The sequence below is a fragment of the Stenotrophomonas maltophilia group sp. RNC7 genome (assembly GCF_030910085.1).
GTDB lineage: Bacteria > Pseudomonadota > Gammaproteobacteria > Xanthomonadales > Xanthomonadaceae > Stenotrophomonas > Stenotrophomonas sepilia.
Map to the genome: position 1 here is coordinate 1 of NZ_JAVFVN010000037.1, position 373 is coordinate 373.

Annotated in this window: 1 protein-coding gene; it reads left to right on the forward strand. The window is 26.3% G+C overall.

The window, feature by feature from the left end; genetic code table 11:
- Positions 1-373 (forward strand): hypothetical protein (locus RCF13_RS00200; protein WP_308140670.1); only part of this gene is annotated, 373 nt, incomplete at both ends.

Below are 373 nucleotides of genomic sequence, written 5' to 3' on the forward strand. Positions count from 1 at the left end.
GGTTTTTGTGGCTGTTATACTAATATTGGCGGTAATTATATTGCCCATATATTATATGTTAAAAGATAGAGAATTTGCTAGAATAGAAAAAATGCATGATGATTTACTAGAAAGATATGGACTTCCCATTAGATGCCCAAGTTATTTTTATTTAAGTGGTTATCCGTACATGCCTCACTATGATCTTTGGACACATGTTTGGATAGAAAAAGTAAATTTAAGTATGTTATTTATTGTAAATAATGAATTACATAAACATACGATTCCATTAGAACATATAAAATTCTACTCATTGAAAAGTAATATTAGACATGTCAATGAAAGAAAAACTATTATTAATGCCGATATAGATGAAGAAAATAAATTTATATTT